The 17,649-nt window shown below is 59.5% G+C and carries 18 protein-coding genes; 5 read left to right on the forward strand and 13 right to left on the reverse strand.

From position 1 onward, the window contains the following. Window positions 1-62: 62 nt before the first annotated feature. The gene (gene rnt, locus ACEPAJ_RS08075) at window positions 63-737 is read right to left on the reverse strand and encodes a ribonuclease T (RefSeq protein ID WP_425914439.1); all 675 of its coding nucleotides are present in this window, start codon (window positions 735-737) and stop codon (window positions 63-65) included. Further along, window positions 734-1,780 carry a dihydroorotase gene (pyrC, locus tag ACEPAJ_RS08080; RefSeq protein WP_425914440.1) on the reverse strand — a complete coding sequence of 349 codons (1,047 nt, stop codon included), beginning with the start codon at window positions 1,778-1,780 and terminating at the stop codon, window positions 734-736. The genes rnt and pyrC overlap by 4 nt, the downstream gene beginning before the upstream one ends. A 205-nt stretch (window positions 1,781-1,985) precedes the next feature. On the opposite strand from pyrC, the gene ACEPAJ_RS08085 reads away from it, so the two are divergent. The 3 genes from ACEPAJ_RS08085 (at window position 1,986) to gloA (ending at window position 4,714) form a co-directional block, all read left to right on the forward strand. Beyond that, window positions 1,986-2,897, forward strand: coding sequence for a flagellar protein MotY (locus tag ACEPAJ_RS08085; RefSeq protein ID WP_425914441.1), 912 nt, complete (start codon window positions 1,986-1,988; stop codon window positions 2,895-2,897). A 130-nt stretch (window positions 2,898-3,027) separates the two neighbouring features. Next, on the forward strand, window positions 3,028-4,245 hold the full coding sequence (locus ACEPAJ_RS08090) for an argininosuccinate synthase (RefSeq protein WP_425914442.1): 1,218 nt from the start codon (window positions 3,028-3,030) through the stop codon (window positions 4,243-4,245). A 76-nt stretch (window positions 4,246-4,321) separates the two neighbouring features. Further along, window positions 4,322-4,714 (forward strand): lactoylglutathione lyase, encoded by a 393-nt coding sequence (gene gloA / locus ACEPAJ_RS08095; protein ID WP_425914443.1) that lies wholly within the window; start codon window positions 4,322-4,324, stop codon window positions 4,712-4,714. Between the two features lie 54 nt (window positions 4,715-4,768). Here gloA and ACEPAJ_RS08100 read toward each other — a convergent pair whose 3' ends face one another. The 9 genes from ACEPAJ_RS08100 to metG all read right to left on the reverse strand — a co-directional run bounded on the left by ACEPAJ_RS08100 (window position 4,769) and on the right by metG (window position 14,165). Further along, a complete protein-coding gene (locus ACEPAJ_RS08100) occupies window positions 4,769-4,948 on the reverse strand; it encodes a PA3496 family putative envelope integrity protein (protein WP_425914444.1) in 180 nt (59 codons plus the stop codon). 107 nt (window positions 4,949-5,055) lie between these two features. Next, window positions 5,056-5,694 (reverse strand): endonuclease III, encoded by a 639-nt coding sequence (nth, locus tag ACEPAJ_RS08105; RefSeq protein ID WP_425914445.1) that lies wholly within the window; start codon window positions 5,692-5,694, stop codon window positions 5,056-5,058. Then, the gene (locus tag ACEPAJ_RS08110) at window positions 5,691-6,404 is read right to left on the reverse strand and encodes an electron transport complex subunit E (RefSeq protein ID WP_425914446.1); all 714 of its coding nucleotides are present in this window, start codon (window positions 6,402-6,404) and stop codon (window positions 5,691-5,693) included. The genes nth and ACEPAJ_RS08110 overlap by 4 nt, the downstream gene beginning before the upstream one ends. Next, the gene (gene rsxG, locus ACEPAJ_RS08115) at window positions 6,397-7,038 is read right to left on the reverse strand and encodes an electron transport complex subunit RsxG (RefSeq protein WP_425914447.1); all 642 of its coding nucleotides are present in this window, start codon (window positions 7,036-7,038) and stop codon (window positions 6,397-6,399) included. The genes ACEPAJ_RS08110 and rsxG overlap by 8 nt, the downstream gene beginning before the upstream one ends. Before the next feature lie 2 nt (window positions 7,039-7,040). Beyond that, window positions 7,041-8,072 carry an RnfABCDGE type electron transport complex subunit D gene (locus ACEPAJ_RS08120; RefSeq protein WP_425914448.1) on the reverse strand — a complete coding sequence of 344 codons (1,032 nt, stop codon included), beginning with the start codon at window positions 8,070-8,072 and terminating at the stop codon, window positions 7,041-7,043. A 43-nt stretch (window positions 8,073-8,115) separates the two neighbouring features. Further along, the gene (gene rsxC, locus ACEPAJ_RS08125) at window positions 8,116-10,812 is read right to left on the reverse strand and encodes an electron transport complex subunit RsxC (protein WP_425914449.1); all 2,697 of its coding nucleotides are present in this window, start codon (window positions 10,810-10,812) and stop codon (window positions 8,116-8,118) included. Further along, window positions 10,809-11,384 carry an electron transport complex subunit RsxB gene (rsxB, locus tag ACEPAJ_RS08130; RefSeq protein ID WP_274087963.1) on the reverse strand — a complete coding sequence of 192 codons (576 nt, stop codon included), beginning with the start codon at window positions 11,382-11,384 and terminating at the stop codon, window positions 10,809-10,811. Before rsxB ends, rsxC begins: the two co-directional genes overlap by 4 nt. Further along, window positions 11,381-11,965, reverse strand: coding sequence for an electron transport complex subunit RsxA (gene rsxA, locus ACEPAJ_RS08135; RefSeq protein WP_274087964.1), 585 nt, complete (start codon window positions 11,963-11,965; stop codon window positions 11,381-11,383). Before rsxA ends, rsxB begins: the two co-directional genes overlap by 4 nt. A 157-nt stretch (window positions 11,966-12,122) precedes the next feature. Further along, a complete protein-coding gene (gene metG / locus ACEPAJ_RS08140; protein ID WP_425914450.1) occupies window positions 12,123-14,165 on the reverse strand; it encodes a methionine--tRNA ligase in 2,043 nt (680 codons plus the stop codon). Window positions 14,166-14,322: 157 nt separating this feature from the next. Here metG and apbC point away from each other — a divergent pair, with 157 nt between their 5' ends. After that, window positions 14,323-15,414 carry an iron-sulfur cluster carrier protein ApbC gene (apbC, locus tag ACEPAJ_RS08145; protein ID WP_425914451.1) on the forward strand — a complete coding sequence of 364 codons (1,092 nt, stop codon included), beginning with the start codon at window positions 14,323-14,325 and terminating at the stop codon, window positions 15,412-15,414. A gap of 108 nt (window positions 15,415-15,522) precedes the next feature. On the opposite strand, the gene ACEPAJ_RS08150 is transcribed toward apbC, so the two are convergent. Then, window positions 15,523-15,732 carry a cold-shock protein gene (locus ACEPAJ_RS08150; protein WP_090242762.1) on the reverse strand — a complete coding sequence of 70 codons (210 nt, stop codon included), beginning with the start codon at window positions 15,730-15,732 and terminating at the stop codon, window positions 15,523-15,525. Between the two features lie 321 nt (window positions 15,733-16,053). On the opposite strand from ACEPAJ_RS08150, the gene dcd reads away from it, so the two are divergent. Next, window positions 16,054-16,620, forward strand: coding sequence for a dCTP deaminase (gene dcd / locus ACEPAJ_RS08155; protein ID WP_274087967.1), 567 nt, complete (start codon window positions 16,054-16,056; stop codon window positions 16,618-16,620). Window positions 16,621-16,712: 92 nt separating this feature from the next. Here dcd and nadE read toward each other — a convergent pair whose 3' ends face one another. Continuing rightward, window positions 16,713-17,540 (reverse strand): ammonia-dependent NAD(+) synthetase, encoded by an 828-nt coding sequence (gene nadE, locus ACEPAJ_RS08160; RefSeq protein ID WP_425914452.1) that lies wholly within the window; start codon window positions 17,538-17,540, stop codon window positions 16,713-16,715. Window positions 17,541-17,649: the final 109 nt, after the last annotated feature.

The following is a 17,649-nucleotide window of genomic DNA, read 5'->3' on the forward strand; positions in this document are numbered from 1 at the left end:
CACCTGACTTAAGTGAACGGCATTGCGCTGAGTGCGGAGCTTGTTGACCTCAGGTTGTAACCTCAGTCGTCGAAATCCATCCAGCCGCCCATCTCCTTCCAACGATTGACGATGCCGCAGTAAAGCTCGGCCGTCTTCTCGGTGTCGTAGCGAGCCGAATGGGCTTCCTTGCCATCGAAATCGATGCCTGCTGCTTGGCACGCTTTAGCTAGCACGGTCTGGCCATAGGCAAGGCCGGCCAGGGTGGCTGTGTCGAAGCTGGAGAACGGGTGAAACGGATTACGCTTGATCCCGGTACGCGCCACGGCAGCATTGAGGAAGCCCAGGTCGAAGCTGCTGTTATGGCCGACCAGAATTGCCCGTTTGCAGCTATTGGCTTTCAGCGATTTACGCAGGCTGCGGAAGATTTCCGTCAGTGCGTGTTCTTCCGTGACGGCCATGCGCAGCGGGTGATCGAGTTTGATCCCGGTGAAATCCAACGCCGCTTGCTCGATGTTTGCACCTTCGAACGGCTCAACACGGAAAAACTGGGTGTGCTCCGGATAGAGGAAGCCGCCTTCGTCCATGCCAATGGTGGTGGCAGCAATTTCCAGCAGGGCATCGGTGGCGGAGTTAAAACCACCGGTTTCCACGTCTACGACTACCGGTAGGTAGCCACGAAAGCGTGCGGCCATCGGGTGGCGCGGGCCTGAGTGGCTGTTGCTCTCGGGCTCGTCGTCATACAGATCTTCACTCACGCGTGGTTCTCCAGCAAACGCCAGCGCAGGGTTTCACCGGCGCGCAGGGGGATTACGATTTGCTCGCCCAGGGGCAAGCTGTCAGGGGCTGTCCAGTCTTCACGGACCAGGGTGATGCTGTCGCTGTTGCGCGGCAGGCCGTAGAAGTCCGGGCCGTTGAGGCTGGCGAAGGCTTCCAGCTTATCCAGCGCATTGCGCTGCTCGAACGCTTCGGCATACAACTCAATCGCCGCATAGGCGCTGTAGCAACCGGCGCAGCCGCAGGCGGCTTCCTTGGCGTGTTTGGCGTGGGGCGCCGAGTCGGTACCGAGGAAGAACTTGGCGCTGCCACTGGTGGCCGCATCCAGCAGCGCGTCCTGATGGCTATTGCGCTTGAGGACTGGCAGGCAAAAGAGGTGCGGACGAATACCGCCAACCAGCATGTGATTGCGGTTGTAGAGCAAATGATGGGCGGTGATGGTCGCGCCAACGTTGGCCGAAGCGCCTTGCACGAACTCCACCGCATCACGGGTGGTGATGTGCTCGAACACCACTTTAAGCGTCGGGAAACGCTCAACTACATGGCTGAGGTGCTCACCGATAAAGATTTTTTCGCGGTCGAAGATGTCGATCTCGCTGCGTGTCACTTCACCGTGCACCAACAGCGGCATACCCACTTCGGCCATGGTTTCGAGCACCGGGAAAATCGTGTCGATGCTGGTCACGCCGGAATCGGAGTTGGTGGTCGCGCCGGCCGGGTAGAGCTTGGCGGCATGCACAAAGCCTGAAGCCATCGCGCTGCGGATATCAGCAGGCTGGGTCAGGTCGGTGAGGTAGAGCACCATCAGCGGCTGAAAATTACTGCCGGCTGGGCGAGCGCTGAGAATGCGCTGGCGGTAGGCATCGGCTTCGCTGGCATTGCGCACGGGCGGCACCAGGTTAGGCATGATGATGGCGCGGCCAAAGGTACGGGCTACATCGGCGACGGTGTGCGGTAGCACGCTACCGTCACGCAGGTGGATGTGCCAGTCGTCAGGACGCAGCAGGGTAAGGCGGTCAGTCATGGAAGCTTCCAGGCGGGCAAAACGTGACGAGAATGCTACCGGAAAAGCCCCTCGGCAGCACGTTGAAAGCAGGCCCATTGGGCAAAGCTGACTGGCGGCCGAGCTGCACAGCGGGGCGGCGTGCACATGTGGCATGCCGCCCCGCTCAAGTTTTGCGCGTTGGCACCGATAGAAAAGGGGTAAGCCGTATTCACTGGAGTCTGTCGTGCGACCCTACCCACTCGCGGTGCTGTGCCTACTGGCCAGTCAGCCAGTCCTTGCCATCAGCTTCCAGACCCGTCTGGAGAAGGTCGAGTGGCAGGTCGAAGGTGATCAGTTTGAGTGCCGTCTCGCGCAACCCATCACCGATTTCGGCTCCGGCGTGTTCGTGCGGCGTGCGGGCGAGCAGGTAACGTTTAGCCTGAAAGCCCGCGAGCGTTGGCTGGGGCGTGGTAATGCGACCTTGCTGGCGGCTGCCGCGCCTTGGCAGCCAGGGCGCGGCGACATCAACCTCGGTTCAGTCAGCGTGGTGAATGCTGAGGTCTTGTTCAACAGTTCTCAAGAGCAAGGCTCGCGTTTGCTCACCGGCTTGCTTGAAGGGCGCAGCCCCTTGGTGCGCCATCGTGCGGCCATGGGCGGTGATGCGGTTGAAGTGCGTTTGCTGCCGGCCAGGTTCAAAAAAGCCTACAACGACTATTTGCAGTGCACGGCCAAGTTGCTGCCGGTGAACTTTGATCAAGTGCGCAAAAGCCTGGTGGGCTTTCCCGGTGGCGGTGTTGAGCTTGAACCGCTGGCACAGGCCAAACTGGATATCATCCTCAGTTATCTCAAGGCCGACCCCAGCGTTAATCGCATCCAGCTCGATGGCCATGCTGATAACAGTGGCAACCGCCTGACCAATCGCGACCTGTCGCGGCGTCGTGCGCTGGCGGTGATGGAGTATCTCAAGGCCAACGGTATTCCGGCTGAGCAGATCACCCTGCGCTTTCACGGCGAGCGTTATCCGTTGGCGCCGAACAACAAGGAGGCTAACCGGGCTAAAAATCGCCGGGTGAGTATTTTCCTTGATCGCGTCCCCGAAGCCGCTGCGCCGCCTGTTCCGGCTGCTGCACCGGCTGATCCTGCGGCGACTTCTTAGCCCCTGCTACTGCCCGGTTGCCCAACAATAAACCGTCGCCTGGTCGTCACAAGCTGTCGCGCCTCTGTAAATCAGCCGGCATGGGCAGTAGAATCACGGGTTTCCCGCACAACCCCGTGGAGTTGATGGCATGGCCGACGTAAACAAGGTAGTCCTGGCATATTCCGGTGGCCTGGACACTTCCGTGATCCTCAAGTGGCTGCAAGATACCTATAACTGCGAAGTGGTGACTTTCACCGCTGACCTCGGCCAAGGTGAGGAAGTCGAGCCGGCCCGCGCCAAGGCTCAGGCCATGGGTGTCAAGGAAATCTATATAGATGACCTGCGCGAAGAGTTCGTCCGCGACTTCGTCTACCCGATGTTCCGTGCCAACACCGTCTACGAAGGCGAGTACCTGCTGGGCACCTCCATCGCCCGTCCGTTGATCGCCAAGCGCTTGATCGAGATCGCCAACGAGACCGGCGCCGACGCCATCTCCCATGGCGCGACCGGCAAGGGTAACGACCAGGTGCGTTTCGAGCTGGGTGCTTACGCACTGAAGCCCGGCGTGAAAGTGATTGCCCCGTGGCGTGAATGGGACCTGCTGTCGCGCGAGAAGCTGATGGACTACGCCGAGAAGCACGCGATCCCGATCGAGCGCCACGGCAAGAAGAAGTCGCCGTACTCCATGGATGCCAACCTGCTGCACATCTCCTATGAAGGCGGCGTGCTGGAGGACACCTGGACCGAGCACGAAGAAGACATGTGGAAATGGACGGTCTCCCCTGAGGCCGCGCCAGATCAAGCGACCTACATCGAGCTGACCTACCGCAAGGGCGACATCGTTGCCATCGACGGCAAGGAAATGAGCCCAGCCACCGTACTGGCTGAGCTGAACCGCATCGGCGGCGAGAACGGCATTGGCCGTCTGGATATCGTCGAGAACCGCTTTGTCGGCATGAAGTCCCGTGGCTGCTACGAGACACCCGGCGGCACCATCATGCTCAAGGGCCACCGCGCCATTGAGTCGATCACCCTGGATCGTGAAGTCGCTCACCTGAAAGACGAGCTGATGCCCAAATACGCCAGCCTGATCTACAACGGTTTCTGGTGGAGTCCAGAGCGTCTGATGCTGCAACAGATGATCGACGCCTCCCAGGCCAACGTGAACGGCGTGGTGCGCATGAAGCTGTACAAAGGCAACGTGATCATCACCGGTCGCAAGTCCGATGATTCGCTGTTTGATGCCAATATCGCCACCTTCGAAGAAGATGGCGGCGCCTACAATCAGCAGGACGCAGCCGGCTTTATCAAGCTTAACGCTCTGCGTATGCGCATTGCGGCCGGCAAAGGGCGCAAGATGCTCTGATAAACTTGAGCACCTGAGCCTGAACAGACCCCGGCCATAAGCCGGGGTTTGCATTTTTACGATGAGGAGAGACCTGATGAGACTGCTGCATACCATGCTGCGCGTCGGCGATATGGATAAATCCATCGCGTTCTACACCGAGGTACTGGGCATGACCCTGCTACGGCGTAAGGACTACCCGGAAGGGCAATTCACCCTGGCGTTTGTCGGTTATGGCGACGAAGCGCACAACAGCGTGATTGAGCTGACCCATAACTGGGGTGTGGAAAGTTACGAGTTGGGCACTGGCTATGGCCACATCGCCCTGGAAGTGGCCGATGTGTACAAAGCCTGCGAAGACATTCGCGCCCGCGGTGGCAAGATCACCCGTGAGCCTGGCCCGATGAAGCATGGCAGCAGCATCCTGGCCTTTGTTGAAGATCCGGATGGGTACAAGATCGAGCTGCTGTCGCCATCGCGCGCGGATTGATCTGTACACGTGTAAGAAAAAGCCCCGCATCGTAGCGGGGCTTTTTATTTGGGCTTACAGATCAAAGTCGTATTCAGACAGCTGCCTGTTCAGGCGACGCTCATCCAAGAGGTTATCGATGATGCGGCGCTTGGTCAGGTTAGTTTTAGCCACCTCAACCGGTGCCTCGGCGTCATCAGCATCATCGGCCACAAAATCTTCGTCGAGCTCAAGATCGTCTTTATCAGTGCTCATTTGTCTCACTCCAGGCTACAAGGGCCATTTGCGCACCTTATAGCGGCAAAAGCGGAGTGGGTAAAAAGGTTTTTTTCAATGGACTCATTGAGTGGCTGAATAGCCGCTCAATCGTCAGAGGTCTTCTGCTTGTATTCGCACAGATCTTCGATGCGGCAACTGCCACAACGCGGCTTGCGCGCCTGGCACACATAGCGGCCATGCAGGATCAGCCAGTGGTGTGAATCAAGCAAAAATTCCTTGGGTACACACTTCATCAGCTTGTTTTCCACCTCCACGACATTCTTGCCGGGGGCGATGCCGGTGCGGTTGCTGACCCGGAAAATGTGCGTGTCCACCGCCATGGCCAGCTGGCGAAACGCCGTGTTGAGCACCACGTTGGCGGTTTTGCGGCCCACGCCCGGTAGGGCTTCAAGTTCCTCGCGGGTTTCGGGCACCTGGCTGCCGTGCCGCTCAATCAGCAGGCGACAGGTTTCAATCACATTTTTGGCTTTGCTGTTGTACAGGCCGATGGTCTTGATGTATTCGCTTAAGCCCTCAACGCCTAGGGCATAGATGGCTTCTGGCGTACTGGCCACCGGGAAGAGCTTGGCCGTGGCCTTGTTGACGCTCACATCAGTGGCTTGGGCCGAGAGCGTGACGGCAATCAGCAGCTCGAAGGGCGAGTTGTAGGCCAGCTCGGTTTTTGGCTCGGGGTTGTCTTCGTGCAGGCGGCGGAAGATTTCCAGGCGTTTGGCGGCGTTCACTCAATCACTCCGGTCACCCGTACGCGGCGGCTCTGCACGGGTACTTCAACCTGTTGCGCCTTGGCCCGTTCCGCCAGCACTTCATCCACACGATTTTTGCAGGCAATCAGCAGGCCGAGCACGATAAATGCGCCGGGCGGCAGGATGGCCAGCAGAAAGCCTTTGTATTCGGGGATCAGGGTGAGTTGCCAGTTGGCGGCTATCGGGCCGAATAGCAAATGCATATTGGCAAACACCGCACCGGTGCCAAATAGCTCGCGCAGCGCGCCGATCATCACCAATACGACGCCAAAGCCCAGGCCCATCATCAGGCCGTCATAGGCGGCGCGAGCGGGGTCGTTCTTTGCCGCAAAGCCATCGGCGCGCCCGAGGATCACGCAATTGGTAGTGATCAGCGGAATAAAGATGCCGAGTATCTGGTACAGCTCGTAGGTGAAGGCCTGCATCAGCAGCTCGATGCAGGTGGTCAGGGCGGCGATGATCATCACAAAGGCCGGCAGACGCACGGCGGTATTGACCACGCCACGCACCAACGATACAGCCGTGTTGGAGCAGATCAGTACCAGGGCGCTGGCCAATGCCAGGCCGAGGGCGTTTACCGCCGAGTTGCTCACCCCGAGCAGCGGGCAAAGGCCGAGCAGCTGGACCAGGGCCGGGTTGTTCTTCCACAGGCCGTTGAGTGTGATCTCGCGATAGCTTGGACTAGCCATTGGACTTCACCTGGGCTGCGAACAGCTGTTGCTGATTGGCATCGAAATACTGCAGGGCTTTGTGTACGGCCTTGACCACGGCGCGCGGGGTGATGGTGGCGCCGGCAAACTGGTCGAATGCGCCGCGATCTTTCTTCACTGCCCAGCCATCCTCTGCGGGGTTGCTCAATGATCTGCCATCAAAGCTGCGTATCCAGCTGCTCTTAGCTAGATCTATTTTGTCGCCAAGCCCTGGGGTTTCCCGGTGATTGAGCACGCGCACGCCGGCCAGGCGACCATCCGCCTGAATGCCGATCAGCAGTTGGATTGCGCCACTGTAACCGTCCGGTGCGGTAGCGCGGAGGATGATGGCGCTGGGTTTTCCATCTTTTAGGGCGATATAGGCCGCTTGCGGCGATTTGTTGCCGAGTAGTGGGTCAAACAGTTCAATGCTGTTTTCCAGCAAATGATTGTCATAGCTGCCCTGGGGCAGGATTTCACTCAGGGCGCGCACCTGCGCTTCGCGCTCGGCGTTGGCGATACGCCCGGCAGTGGCTTGCTGCAATACCGCCACCAGCCCCACGGTGGCAATGGCAAACAGCCCCAGCACCAGGCTGTTTTTCAGCATCGAACGGCTAATTTCAGGCAGGGCCATGGTTACTCTCCCAGCTTGAAGCCGCGTGTCGGCTTGCGGTGACCGTAGGTGCGCGGCCGTGTGTAGTAGTCGATGGTCGGGGCGGCCAAATTCATCAGCAATACGGCAAACGCGATCGCGTCCGGGTAACCGCCCCAGGCGCGAATCACATACACCAACACGCCGACACCTATGCCGAAAATCAAGCGGCCGAGGTTACTGGTGGCGCCGCTGACGGGGTCGGTGACGATAAAGAAGGCGCCGAGCATGGTCGCGCCGGTTAGCAGGTGAAACAGTGGTGAGCCGTGCGAGTCGGAGCCTGAGCCGTTCCAAAACAGCAGGCTCATCAGTGCTAGAGCAGCAAGCATGCCGACGGGGGCATGCCAGGTGAACAGGCGTTTGTGCAGCAGGTACAGGCCGCCCGCGAGGAAGGCTAAGTTAACCGCTTCGCTGCCTGCGCCGCCAAATCGGCCGAACGCTGGGTTTTGCGCCCAGAGCTCGTCTATGGTCAGGCTTTTATTGACCTTCAAGGCGTCCAACGCAGTGGCCTGGGCCCAGCCATCGGGCAGGTTAGCGATGCCGAGAATCTGTTGCAGGCCTTCGAGCATGCCCACTGCGTGGGGCGCTGGCCAGCTGGTCATTTCTACCGGGAAGGACACCAGTGCCACGACATAGCCGAGCATGGCCGGGTTGAACGGGTTTTGCCCAAGGCCGCCATACAGCTGCTTGCCTAAAATCACCGCAAAACCGGTGGCCACCAACGTTAACCACCACGGTGCATAGGGGGGCAGCGCCAAGGCCAGCAGCACGGCCGTGACCAATACGCTGTAATCCTTGAGGAAGAACACCACAGGGCGCTTGCGCAAGGCCAGGATGGCTGCCTCGAAGCCTAGGGCGCATAGGCTGGCCCACAGCAGGTTGAACAAGGTGCCGATACCAAACAGCCAGGTCATGACCAGGATTCCCGGTACGGCAGCCAGCAGCACCTGCAGCATCACTTGCTGGGTGCGGTTGTTGCCCTTAGCGTGGGGCGAGGTGATGCGGGGCAGGGCCATTGGTGCTCCGGTTGTTGCTTGGGTTGGCTACGCAGGGCTGTTATCAGCTGCCTGCGTGTTCCTGTAATTGGCGTTCGGCCTCTGTCAGGCGTTGACGCGCAGCGGCCAGAGCGTCGGCAGCACTGCTGTCATCACGTTCCAGTTTGCGCAGATCAGCGCGGGCAAAGGCCACTTCGGTCTTCAGCGCCCGGGTGGCTTCGTCGATTGGTTTCTTGTCCGTGCGTACCAGTTCTGGTGCAGGTTTGCCGGATGCATCCTCAGCCTGGTGCAGGGCCTGCTCGGCGGCTGCCAATGCCTCGCGCAAGCGGCTAAGCGCGGTTTCATCGCTGCCGGCCTTCTCGGCCTTTTTCAGTTCGGCGCGCTTCATCGCCAGTTCGATCTTGGCTTTTTTCAGCGGGTCGGGGGCTTCTGCGTCAGGCGCTTTAACGGGAGCGGCCGGTGTCTGGGCTTCCAGGCTGGCGAGCCGTTTTTCGGCGGCGTCCAGCTGGCTGCGCAGTTGCTGCAGTTCACTTTGCTGCTCGTTGCTTGGCGTTTCGACTTTCTCCAGCTTGCGCACCTGAGCGCGCAGCATGGCTGCATCGATCTTGGCCTTTTTCAGTGCGCCATCGTCGGCAGCGGGTTTAGCAGCGGGTACCGGGGCTTGCGCTTCCAGGCCGGACAGCAGTTTTTCGGCCGCCTCCAGCTGGCTGCGCAATTGTTGCAGTTCGGCCTGCTGCTCGCCGTTTGGTGCTTCGAGTTTTTCCAGCTTGCGCACTTGGGCGCGAAGCATGGCGGCATCAATCTTGGCTTTCTTCAGCGCGCTATCGTCGGTTGCGGCTTGTGGAGTGGGCGCGGCAGGCGCAGGTGCTTGGGCTTCAAGGTTGGCCAGCAACGTCTGCGCGGTATCGAGCTGGCTGCGCAGTTGTTGCAGTTCGGCCTGTTGCTCGCCGCTGGGCGCTTCGAGTTTTTCCAGCTTGCTCACCTGGGCGCGGAGCATGGCGGCGTCGATCTTGGCTTTTTTCAGCGCGCTGTCGTCGGCTGTGGGGGCTGCGGCCGCCACAGGCGCTGGCGGGTTGGCTGCCAGCGCTGTATCCAGCGCCAGTTGTGCGGCGGCGGCAGCGCTGCGCAGCGCGTCGACCTGAGTTTGCAATTCGCTTGTGGCGTGGGTGGCCAGTTGTTTTTCGGCTTTCTTCAGTGCCACCTGCGCCATGCTGGCTTCGATTTTCAGTTTCTTTTGTTCGTCGCTCAGGCCCGCGGGCTTGGCGGCAGGGGCATCGCTGCCTGCCGCGGGGGCAGCTTGAGCCTGGGCGGCCTTGGCTTGCGCGGCTTTAGCGGCGCGGGCCTGGCGGTCTGCTTCTTTTTGCTCTTCGGCGCGGCGCAGGCGTTCTTGGCGCAACTCGAAACGCTGCTTGGACTGTTCGGCCTTCAGCTGTTTCTGCTCGAGGTCGCGAATTTCGCCTTTGGCGGCGCGGTAATACTGCACCAGGGGGATGCTCGACGGGCAGACATAGGCGCAAGCGCCGCATTCGATGCAGTCGAACAGGTTGTGTGCCTTGAGCTGCTCGTGCTCCTGACCGATGGCGAAGAAGTGCAGCTGCTGCGGCAGCAAGCTGGCCGGGCAGGCTTCTGCACATTCACCGCAACGGATGCACGGCATGGCCGGCGGCGGGGGTAGTTCGGCGACGCTAGCGGCGAGCAGGCAGTTGGTGGTTTTGATCAGCGGCACCGTGAAGTCGGGCAGGGTAAAACCCATCATCGGGCCACCCATGATCAGCCGGTTCAGCTTGGCTTTATCCAACCCAGCAAACGCCAGCAGTTCACCGACGGGCGTGCCGAGCAGTACTTCGACGTTCATCGGCTGCGCCAGTGCTTCGCCAGTGAGGGTGGTGATGCGCGAGATCAGCGGTTTGCCCAGCTGCACTGCATCGTGGATCGCCACACAGGTGCCGACGTTCTGGCAGAGCATACCGATATCCGCCGGTAGGCCGCCGCTGGGCACTTCCACGCCGGTGAGGATCTGGATCAGCTGCTTCTCGCCGCCCGAGGGGTACTTAGTCGGGAATACCTTGAGCTGATAGCTGCGCTCGGCCAACGCATCGCGCATGGCGGCGATGGCCTCGGGTTTGTTGTCCTCAATGCCGATCAGCACCTCATCTGGGTTGATCAGCTGCACCAGAATGTTGATACCGGAGACCAACTCGTTGGCGCGTTCGCGCATCAACAGGTCATCGGCGGTGATGTAGGGCTCGCACTCGGTGCCGTTGATAATCAGCGTGTGGATTTTCTGCGTTGGCCGCGCATTGACTTTGACGGCCGTAGGAAAACCCGCGCCACCGAGGCCGCTGATACCGGCCTGGCGAATCAACTCAACCAGGGCGCTGTGTTCCAAGTGACGATAGTCCGGGCAAGGCGTCAGTTCGCACCACAGCTCCAGGCCGTCACTGTCGATCACGATGGCCGGGGCGAGCATGCCGGATACGTGCGGGTAAGGCTGCGGGCCAATAAAACTCACGGTGCCAGAGGTGGGCGCATGCACGGGCACACTGACAAAACCGTTGGCAGCGGCAATTAGCTGACCTTTCAGTACGCGCTCACCGACGGCGACAACCGGCTCGGCCGGCGCGCCGATATGCTGGTTAAGCGGCAGTGTCAGGCGCTTGGCCAACGGTGCTTGCTGGATCGGCGTGCGGTTGGACAGCTCCTTGCGCTCGGCTGGGTGAATGCCGCCGGGGATGTCCCAGATACGTTGTTGTGCGGTCATGCTGCTTGCTCCCGGTCACTAGCAATCAGTTGGCCGGGGGGCAGTGGCTTTTCCCATTTCCAGCTTTGCACGCTGCTGCCCACTTCGAGCATGTCGATGCAATCCACCGGGCAGGGCTCGACGCACAGGTCGCAGCCGGTGCATTCGCTGACGATCACGGTGTGCATCTGCTTAGCCGCGCCGACAATGGCATCCACCGGGCAGGCCTGGATGCACTTGGTGCAGCCAATACATTCGGCTTCGCGGATGTAGGCGACCATCTGCGGCTTTTCGCCTTCCACGGCGTCTAGCGGTTCGGCCTCTACATCTAGCAGGTCAGCCAACGCTTGAATGGTCGATTCGCCGCCCGGTGGGCATTTGTTGATCTTGTCACCGCCGGCAATCGCCTCGGCATAGGGCTTGCAGCCGGGGTAGCCGCACTGGCCGCACTGGGTTTGCGGCAGCAAGGCGTTGATCTGTTCAGCAATCGGGTTGCCTTCGACCTTGAAGCGCACGGCCGCGAAACCAAGAATGGCGCCGGCCACCAGGCACAGGGCGAGCAATGCCAGAACGGCGATTAGCACCAGGCTCATAGCTTGATCAGCCCGCTAAAGCCCATAAAGGCCAGCGACATCAGCCCGGCAGTGATCATACCGATAGCCGCGCCCTGGAAGGACTTCGGTACATCGGCAATCGCAATGCGTTCACGCATGGCGGCAAACAACACCAGCACCAGGGAGAAGCCCAGACCCGCGGCGAAGCCATTGGCGGTGGCGGTGATAAAGGTGAATTCGGCCTTGTTGGCGTTGAGCAGAGCCACGCCAAGGACGATGCAGTTGGTGGTGATCAGCGGCAGGAAGATCCCCAATACGCGGTACAGCAGCGGGCTGGTCTTGTTCACCACCATCTCGGTGAACTGCACCACCACTGCGATCACCAGAATAAAACTGATGGTGCGCAGGTATTCGATATCCAGCGGCTTGAGCACGTACTGCTGCACCAGATAACTGCACATAGCAGCCAGGGTCAGCACGAAGGTGGTGGCCAGGGACAAGCCGATGGCGGTCTCGATTTTCTTCGAGACGCCCATAAACGGGCACAGGCCGAGAAACTGGACCAACACGAAGTTGTTAACCAGGATGGCGCTGACCATGATCAAGGCGAGTTCGGTCATTGCAGGTTCCGTTAATGGACGGGCAAAGGCCGCAGGAAAAGGGTGCTTATTATCGATAAGCCGATGCGGCCATACAAGCCGGATCAGCGTTCCTGAGGTGTGGGCATAAGGCTAGCGCAGGCAGAGAGTCCTGACTGCGCTGATCCGTCGCAGCGGTTTACTTAACCCGTTGGCCCGGCTTGGCGCCGCTGTCGGGGCTGAGCAGGTAGATTTCCTCACCGCCAGGGCCGGCAGCCAGCACCATGCCTTCGGAGATGCCGAACTTCATCTTGCGCGCTGCCAGGTTGGCCACGTACAGGGTCAGGCGGCCTTCCAGCTTGCTTGGGTCTGGGTAGGCGCTCTTGATGCCGCTGAACACGTTGCGCTTGGCGTCGCCGATATCCAGGGTCAGGCGCAGCAATTTGTCGGCACCTTCAACGAACTCGCACTTCTCGATCAACGCAATACGCAGGTCGACGGCGGCAAAGGCATCAAAGGCGATCTCGGCAGCCAGTGGGTCTTTACTCAGTTCGCCATTACCAGCGGCTGCTGGAGCGGCTTCGCTGGCGGCCAGGTCTTCTTTAGAGGCTTCGATCATGGCGTCGATTTTCGCAGGCTCGATACGGGTTAGCAGGGCGCTGAATGGGTTGAGCTGGTGGTCCGCCAGCCAGTACTGATGGTCGTCCCAGGTCAGTGGCGCAACATTAAGGAAGGCTTCGGCATCTTTGGCCAGTTGCGGTAGCACTGGCTTCAAGAAAATCACCAGCTGACGGAACAGGTTCACACCCAGGGCGCAGATGGCCTGTACTTCGGCCTCCTTGCCTTCCTGCTTGTTCAGCGCCCAAGGGGCTTTGTCGGCGATCCAGGCGTTGGCGCGGTCGGCCAGGGCCATGATTTCGCGCATGGCGCGGGCGAAGTCACGGGCCTCATAGGCTTCAGCAATAGTCGGTGCGGCCGCGGCAAAGGCTTCGGTCAGCTCGGGAGCGATATTGCCCGCCAAGAGCAGGCCATTGTTGCCTTTGTGGATAAAACCGGCGCAGCGGCTGGCGATATTCACTACCTTGCCGACCAGGTCGGAGTTGACCTTCTGCACAAAGTCTTCAAGGTTGAGGTCAAGGTCATCCACGCCACGGCCCAGTTTGGCTGCGTAGTAGTAGCGCAGATACTCGGGGTTGAGGTGGTCGAGGTAGGTGCGCGCCTTGATAAAGGTGCCGCGCGATTTGGACATTTTTTGCCCGTTGACCGTCAGGTAGCCGTGCACAGCGACTGCTGTAGGCTTGCGGTAGCCCGCGCCTTCGAGCATGGCCGGCCAGAACAGGGTGTGGAAGTTGACGATGTCCTTGCCGATAAAGTGGTACAGCTCGGCGCTAGAGTTCTTGCCCCAGAATTCGTCGAAGTCTAATTCTGGGGTGCGTGCGCAGAGATTCTTGAAGCTGGCCATGTAGCCGATTGGCGCATCCAGCCACACGTAGAAGTATTTGCCTGGCTCGTCGGGAATCTCGAAGCCGAAGTACGGCGCATCACGGCTGATGTCCCATTCCTGCAGGCCGGAATCCAGCCATTCGGCAATCTTGTTGGCGACTGCGTCCTGCAGCGCGCCGCTGCGGGTCCAGCTTTTCAGCATGGCCTCGAAATCAGGCAGCTTGAAGAAAAAGTGCTTCGAATCACGCAGTACCGGCACCGCGCCGGAGATCGCCGAGCGTGGGTTCTTCAGCTCGGTTGGCTCGTAGGTAGCGCCGCATTTTTCGCAGTTGTCACCGTACTGATCTTCGGTTGCGCATTTCGGGCAGGTGCCCTTGATGAAGCGATCAGCGAGGAACATGCCCTTTTCAGGGTCGAAGTACTGCGTGACCGAGCGCGTGGCGATATGCCCGGCGTCGCGCAACTTTAGGTAGATGGCCGCCGACAGCTCGCGGTTTTCATCCGAGTGGGTCGAGTGGTAGTTGTCGAAGTTCACCCCGAAATCAGCGAAGTCGGCGGTGTGCTCTGCCTGCACATTGGCGATCAACTGCTCTGGTGTGATGCCTTCTTTCTCAGCGCGCAACATGATTGCCGAGCCATGCGCATCGTCGGCGCATACATAAATAGCCTGGTTGCCGCGCAGCTTCTGAAAGCGCACCCACATGTCGGTCTGAATGTACTCGAGCATATGGCCGAGGTGGATCGAACCGTTGGCGTAGGGCAGGGCGCTGGTGACGAGAATCTTGCGGGCTTGGCTCATGGGAATTGGCTGCACTGGTAACTCGGAGAAGCCGGTAACTATATAGGGGCAGCGGATATTTTTCATCCATGACCGCTGCGCCGGGCTATGGGCATGCGCCAGCAAGCGCGCTCGGGTAGGATGTCCGCCTGCTTTACTCAGTCTTTCGGAGTCTCCCATGAGTGTTGTTACCCGTGCAGCGGTTGAAGCCGCGCTGTCCCAATACACCGATCCCCACCTGAATCAGGACCCGGTCAGCGCCGGCTGCGTGCGTGAGGTGGAGATTCAGGGTGGTCAAGTTAAGGTGCGTCTGCAGTTGGGCTATGCCGCCGGATTATTCAAGGCCGGCTGGGCGCAGATGCTGCAGATGGCTTTGGAGGGGCTTGATGGCGTCGAGCGCGCTGACGTGCAGGTTGATTGCGTGATTGAGGCGCACAAGGCGCAGGATCAGGTGCCGGCGCTGGCGAATGTGAAAAACGTGATTGCCGTGGCATCCGGTAAAGGCGGGGTGGGTAAATCCACCACTGCCGCCAATCTGGCGTTGGCGCTGGCCCGTGAGGGTGCCAAGGTCGGCATTCTGGATGCCGATATCTATGGGCCGAGCCAGGGCATCATGTTTGGTATCCCCGAAGGCACGCGGCCAGAGGTGAGAGATCAGAAGTGGTTTGTGCCGCTCAAGGCCCATGGTGTGGAAGTGATGTCCATGGCCTTTCTCACCGATGAGAACACCCCGGTGGTCTGGCGTGGGCCAATGGTCTCCGGTGCGCTGCTGCAGTTGATCACCCAGACCGCCTGGAATGACCTGGATTACCTGGTGGTTGACATGCCGCCGGGCACCGGTGATATCCAGCTGACCCTGGCGCAAAAGGTGCCAGTGGCCGGTGCGGTAATCGTCACCACGCCGCAGGATCTGGCTCTGTTGGATGCTAAGAAGGGCGTGGAGATGTTCCGTAAAGTGAACATCCCGGTGCTGGGCGTTGTAGAAAACATGGCCGTACATATCTGCTCGAACTGCGGTCATGCCGAGCATCTGTTCGGTGAAGGCGGTGGTGAGAAGCTGGCGGCGCAGTTTGGCGTCGATCTGCTGGCATCCTTGCCGCTGTCGATGGCCATTCGCATGCAGTCCGATGGCGGTAAGCCAACCACTATCGCTGATCCGGAAAGCCAGATCGCGATGATCTATCAGGAAACTGCGCGTAATGTGGGTGCACGCATTGCTCAAGGTGGCGCGCAGCAGGCGATGCCGAGCATTGTGATCAGCGAAGATTGATTTGGCAGTGGCGCACGCACGTGCGCCACATCTTGCTCGCAGATAAATACGCGCCCATAAAAAAGCCCCGCACTAGGCGGGGCTTTTTATCAAGCGAGTTAGATCAGGTTATACAACCTGAACTTCCTCAGCCTGCATGCCTTTCTGACCGCGGGTAGCGACGAAAGTCACTGCCTGGCCTTCTTTCAGGCTCTTGAAGCCATCGCTCTGGATAGCTTTGAAGTGTACGAACAGGTCGTCACCGGACTGTGGGGTGATGAAGCCGTAGCCTTTCTCATCGTTGAACCACTTAACGGTGCCATTTTGACGATTCGACATGTTATGTCTCCTAAAGATTTTATTAACAGCCCTGGAAAAGCCCAGGCCGGGACTGAGTGCAACGAGTACTAGGAGTCGGACGATGTTTGGATCGAAATCTAGGCATCATGAAGCGATTCGCGGTGACACATGCAGCACAGTGGGGCACACGATACCCGCTTTTAGCGCTAAGCGCGAATGCTCTGTGCATCTTTCTGTTATTTAGCGATGGGCTGATCTTGGCGATTTGCCCCGCGGCTGTTTTCAGAGCCTTTGAACCCAGTCGCGCGGCCCGGTAAGATGCGTGCACTTTTCACCCTTCGCTATAGCAGGACAGTCGCCATGAGCATCAAATCGGATAAGTGGATTCGCCGCATGGCTCAAGAGCACGGCATGATTGAGCCGTTTGTCGAGCGCCAGGTACGTGTCGAGGGTGCGCAGCCACTGATTTCTTACGGCGTTTCCAGCTACGGCTATGACGTACGTTGCGCCGATGAATTCAAGGTGTTCACTAACATCAACTCGGCGACTGTCGACCCTAAGAACTTCGACGAGAAGAGCTTTGTCGATGTGAAAAGCGATGTGTGCATCATTCCACCTAACTCTTTTGCGCTGGCGCGCACTGTGGAGTTTTTCCGTATTCCCCGTGATGTGTTGACCATCTGCCTGGGCAAAAGCACCTATGCGCGCTGCGGCATCATCGTCAACGTCACGCCGCTGGAGCCGGAATGGGAAGGCCACGTGACCCTGGAATTCTCCAACACCACCACCTTGCCGGCGAAGATCTACGCCAACGAAGGTGTCGCGCAGATGCTATTCCTGCAGTCCGATGAGGCCTGTGAAGTGTCCTACAAGGACCGGGGTGGCAAGTACCAAGGTCAGCTGGGCGTGACCCTGCCAAGGGCCTGAGTGGTTGATCCAATAAAAAGCCGGGCGATGCCCGGCTTTTTATTGTTCGTAATTTTTATGGGGCGCCGTCCTTGGCGAACACCCTGCGGTCTTTATGGCGCTAATGGCAGTTCGCGCTTGTGGCGGGTGGCATCAAAGGTGCGCACGATAATGGCGTAGGCTTCTGCGCGCACCGGTTGGCCGTGCAGGAAGGCGTCTATTTCTGCATAGCTAACGCCGTGGGCCTCTTCATCCGGCTTGCCGGGGCGCAGCTCTTCCAGGTCGGCGGTCGGCACTTTGAACGCTAAATTATCTGGCGCGCCCAAGTGCTTGGCGATTGCACGTACCTGGCCTTTGACCAAGCCGGAGAGCGGGGCGAGGTCGCAAGCGCCATCACCAAATTTGGTGAAGAAGCCCATGACCGCTTCGGCGGCGTGGTCGGTACCGATGACCAGGCCGTTATTGGCGTTAGCGATGGCGAACTGGGCGACCATGCGGATGCGTGCCTTGACGTTACCCATGACAAAGTCGCGGCGGGCGTCGCTGAGCTTCTGCAGGTGAGTCACCTGTTCGCCGAGCCCCGTTACGCTGTCTGCGATATTGACGGTGTCTTCTTCATCCGCGCAGATAAATTGCAGCGAGGCTTGGGCGTCATGTTCGTCGTGCTGGGTGCCATGGGGCAGGCGTACGGCGATAAAGCGATAGGCCGAGTCGCCGGTTTCTTCACGCAATTCCTCAATTGATAGCTGCGCCAGGCGTCCGGCGGTCAATGAGTCGACACCGCCGCTGATACCCAGCACCAGTACCTTAAGGCCCGAGTTGCGCAGGCAGTGCTTGATAAAGGTCTTGCGTCGCTCGATTTCGGCGACCAGCGCCGCTTCGTCAGAAAAAGGCGGTATCACATCCAGGGCAGCGGCAATTTCAGCTTGGCGGTTGCTCATTTCAAAGTCCTCACGGGAAGCAGAACACATGGCTTATGCGGTCGCGCGGCAGAACTGCCCGGCTTTAAGCATCAAGCGTTAACACAAGGTGCAAAGCTTACGTTGAACC

This window comes from Pseudomonas sp. GWSMS-1 (genome assembly GCF_049847425.1).
Taxonomy (GTDB): domain Bacteria; phylum Pseudomonadota; class Gammaproteobacteria; order Pseudomonadales; family Pseudomonadaceae; genus Aquipseudomonas.